4 protein-coding genes are annotated in these 3,897 nt (G+C 44.9%); 1 reads left to right on the top strand and 3 read right to left on the bottom strand.

From position 1 onward, the window contains the following. Nucleotides 1-1,385: FAD-dependent oxidoreductase (locus tag CAG68_RS16920; RefSeq protein ID WP_161441400.1), on the top strand; the 1,385-nt coding region annotated here is incomplete at its 5' end. A gap of 28 nt (nucleotides 1,386-1,413) precedes the next feature. Here the strand turns inward: CAG68_RS16920 and CAG68_RS16915 are convergent. From CAG68_RS16915 to CAG68_RS16905, 3 genes are read right to left on the bottom strand one after another with little or no spacing between them, the layout of a single operon-like run. After that, entirely contained in the window at nucleotides 1,414-2,349 is a 936-nt protein-coding gene (locus tag CAG68_RS16915; RefSeq protein WP_053349879.1) for a biotin-dependent carboxyltransferase family protein, read from the bottom strand. Next, a complete protein-coding gene (locus CAG68_RS16910; RefSeq protein WP_064369254.1) occupies nucleotides 2,346-3,029 on the bottom strand; it encodes a 5-oxoprolinase subunit B family protein in 684 nt (227 codons plus the stop codon). The genes CAG68_RS16915 and CAG68_RS16910 overlap by 4 nt, the downstream gene beginning before the upstream one ends. Next, a complete protein-coding gene (locus CAG68_RS16905) occupies nucleotides 3,029-3,784 on the bottom strand; it encodes a 5-oxoprolinase subunit PxpA (protein WP_005386314.1) in 756 nt (251 codons plus the stop codon). The genes CAG68_RS16910 and CAG68_RS16905 overlap by 1 nt, the downstream gene beginning before the upstream one ends. Nucleotides 3,785-3,897: the final 113 nt, after the last annotated feature.

Raw genomic sequence — 3,897 nt, 5'->3', positions numbered from 1 at the left:
GTGTAGCAGGTGCAACAGCAGCAATTCATTTTGCGGAGCTGGGTTTTAAAGTTTCCGTAATAGAGAAGGGCGTATCACTAGTAAATGGTCCACCCATTTGTCATTTGCATGCTGGTGGTAATTTATATCGAGAGATTTCCGAGCAACAATGCTTAGACTTGTTAGCACAATCTATTGATACTGTTCGCCTGTATCCGCTTTCACTGAATATTCGTCCGACAATCATCGCGGTTCCTCATTCCGATGGTGGAGACCCATCCACACTAATTCCGCGATTAGAGGTTGTGAAAAGTGCTTATCAGACGCTCGTTGATAAAGATGAGAGTAATAAAGTGCTCGGCGAACCAAGCGAATACTACAAACTGTATTCAAAAGCGGAGCTAGAAGCTCTCGCGCAACGTACTCAACCAAGTCATCCTACAAACTTCGATGAGTGGTGTATTCCTTTTGCTCAACATGCTGATCTTGAAGCGCTAAAGTATCCTGTTGTCGCAGTTCAAGAATATGGTTGGAGTGTTTTTCGCCTCGCCGCAATTGCCAACTTAACACTAGATACGCTTCCTAATGCTTCAGTCTTCACACAAGCAACGTTCAAGCAAGCCGATTGGATGGGGGAACACTGGCAACTTGGCTATGAACGTGAAGGTATCGATTACCTTATGACATGCGACTACTTGGTTAACGCGTGTGGCTTTGAAACAGGCTCAATTGACAACACAGTTGGTGCCAAGCGAGACAGGTTGGTGGAGTTTAAAGCCGCTTACGTTACGAGGTGGGCAGACTGTCAACAACAATGGCCAGAAGTTATTTTTCATGGCCCGCGTGGAACCGATAAAGGAATGGCTCAATTGACGCCTTATGGCGATGGTTACTTTCAACTTCATGGTATGACAAAAGGAATCACGCTGTTTGAAGATGGTTTAGTGGAGAGCACGAACTCATCTGCTCAACCTGAACTGCCTATGCCTTTACTCTCGAAGATCCGTAACGGCTGGAGAGAAGAAGTGTTAGAAGAGCGAACGAACAACGCCATCAAACACATGGCACAGTTCATTCCCGACTATCACTCTGCTGTAAAAGGAGGAAAAGCATTATTTGGCGCTCAGCAAATTCCCGGCACAGATCCAGTACTCAGAGCGGCAGATGTGACTTTTGAAGATAACCACTACGCGAGAATAGAGGTGGTAAAAGCGTCATCGACACTACTCGCAGCGCAAAAAATGCTTCAATTCTGGTTTGACATCGATCCTAACCAAAATGTGGAAACACAGCATCCGGTCGCTGTAAAGTGGTCTGAACAAGAGGTCGAGCAGTACGCGATTAAACTCACTCAAGAGCGAGGCTATCCACAAGCTTTAGCAGTGCGTTATGGTATGCCTGCATAATCGGCTGTGTTTGGGCTCAGTGGTTGTATTAATACCCAAAAAACTGAGCCCATTGGCACCATACTTCTTGCAAGCCTATTCTATCTCCTTTCACAAAATTGACTTTTTGTCCGGGTTTCGCCTGTGCCAGTCTAGGTAAGTCAATACGAGCTACGCAGCCAAATTTAGGATACCCGCCAATAGTCTGGTGATCGTTGAGCAGCACAATAGGGTTACCATCGCTAGGTATTTGAATTGAACCTAACGCAATTCCCTCTGATAGTACGCCTTCGTAAGGTGGACGAATGTTATTGCCCTCAAGACGGTAGCCCATGCGATTCGAATTGGGGGAGATGATGAATGCTTTGTTATAAAATGCTTGGCGAGCGTCTTCATCAAAGTCCTCGTTCTGATAGCCTTCAATCACTCTCAGCTTAATGGGTAAGTTGTAATCTGGCTTAAAGCGAAACGTCATTTGCCTTGGTTTACGTTTCGGTAAGTTATGAGGGACAAAGGGAAGAATATCACCAGCTTTCAAAGCGCCACCATTTGAATCATAACCACCTAGAGATTCTCGCAAGACGGTCGATGCGCTTCCTAAGTGCTGAGCAACATTGAATCCACCTTTAACCGCTAGGTAGGAGCGAAGTCCATTCCTTGCGACTCCGAACTGAAGCTTCTGTCCTTTTTTCAACGTAAAGTCAGACCAATTTGAAATAGGTTCACCATCTATTTTTGCATTTAAATCACCGCCACATATAGCAAGGTGGCAGTTATGCAATGCAATAAAACAAGCGTTACCCAGAGTAATTTCAATCGCAACGCAATTGACTACGTTACCAAGCAAATGGTTGGCCCAACTGTAAGCATAGTCGTCGACCGGGCCACCTTGAGTCACACCGACATGCGCTAAGCCAAAACGACCAAAGTCTTGAACTAAAGAGAGCGGTCCTGGCTTTTCCACCAGTAATCCACCGTAACTCATAGTACGCCTCCTAAATCGATAAACTCTTGTTTTGAAATAGCATTAAAGGTGACCTTGTCACCCACTTCAAACGGTATAAAAGGAGGAGAGTCGGAGAAGAGCGCAAGCGGGCTTTTACCAATAATGTTCCATCCGCCAGGACTATCTGATGGATAGACGGCCGTTTTAGAGTCTGCGATTCCTACACTTCCGGCCGGCACTTGAGTTCTTGGTGTGGCAAGCCTTGCCATGTGCAATTGAGTATCAACGTCCGAGAGAAATGCAAAGCCTGGAGCAAAGCCAATTGCAGAAACCGCGTACTCGGTTTTCGTATGCAGGGTAATAAGATCGTCTAATGACAGACCTCGCATTTTAAAACGAGATAGATCTAACGCGGTTTCTTCAGAGTAATATACAGGGATAGTAATGTGATTTGGCTGGGAAAGCTTAAGTGATTGAGTATCAAACTGGCTCACGATTTGTTGCAGCTCATTGGCTAAGTTCTTTTCGTTGATTCGAAAAGGTAAGTAATCAATGAGAATAGTTTGATAGGAGGGGACAACGTTCATAACAATTGAAGCGAAAGTTTCTCTTATGCTGCGAGCAAGCTCTCCTACTGCATTTTCAGAAATACTCTCATCAAACTTAATGAAAATACTGCACTCGGAGATCAAAGAGATATTAAATTTCTCTTTATGCATTAATTTCCTCCAGCGTATAGGCTTTGGCGGATCTTTTGGATCAGCGCGATCGACTCTTCATTGTCACCATGAACACAAATTGTGTCGGCTTCCAATAATATGTAACCGCCTGAAGCGGTTTTGACACGCCCAGAGTCAGCTAAGGTCCGGACTTGCTCAAGTATCGCGTGCTCGCTTTTTAACACGGCATTGGGCTGTGTTCTAGGAGTCAGTAAGCCGTCATCTTGGTACAAACGATCTGCAAATGCTTCAAATAGCAAGGGAACATCATAATCGTCTGCGATTTCTAAGTATTTTTCGTTTTCCTGTGAAGCTAGGATCATTAACGGTACTTTGAACAGTGCTGCCGCCTTAACTACCGCTCTAAATATCGCATCACTTTTCATCATGTCGTTGTATAGAGCGCCATGAGGCTTTATGTAACTGATGTCTGTGTATTGCGCCCGGCATAATGCTTGTAAAGCACCAACCTGATATATAACCATGTTCGTAATTTCATCACCCGTCATGCTTATGCTTCGTCTGCCAAAGCCTTGTAGGTCGGCGTAACCTGGGTGTGCGCCAATATCAACATCGTTGTCATTCGCTAGGGTGATGGTGTCGTGCATGACATTAGGGTCGGAGGCATGAAAACCACACGCGATGTTCGCCATATCAACATGGGGCATCACGTCTTCATCTGCGCCCATACTCCAAGATCCAAAGCTCTCGCCCATATCACAGTTCAATGTAAGTTGCTGTTTATTCAATGTCATACGTTTTATTTCTACACAAGCAATGGGTTTACGATGCAGGAAAATGCATCTAGGTTCAGTGACTCACTTCATTCTTCTATCATGAAAACGAGGCTTTTTGAGCAGATAGGTGA

Source organism: Vibrio sp. V42_P2S4T144 (genome assembly GCF_009904715.1).
Classification (GTDB): domain Bacteria; phylum Pseudomonadota; class Gammaproteobacteria; order Enterobacterales; family Vibrionaceae; genus Vibrio; species Vibrio alginolyticus.
This window is presented reverse-complemented; position numbering and strand designations above follow the sequence as displayed.

Excerpts from the sequence above, each read along its gene's own strand:
- CAG68_RS16915 (WP_053349879.1), bottom strand. The coding sequence starts at position 2,349 with ATGAGTTACGGTGGATTACTGGTGGAAAAGCCAGGACCGCTCTCTTTA.
- CAG68_RS16910 (WP_064369254.1), bottom strand. The coding sequence starts at position 3,029 with ATGCATAAAGAGAAATTTAATATCTCTTTGATCTCCGAGTGCAGTATT.
- CAG68_RS16905 (WP_005386314.1), bottom strand. The coding sequence starts at position 3,784 with ATGACATTGAATAAACAGCAACTTACATTGAACTGTGATATGGGCGAG.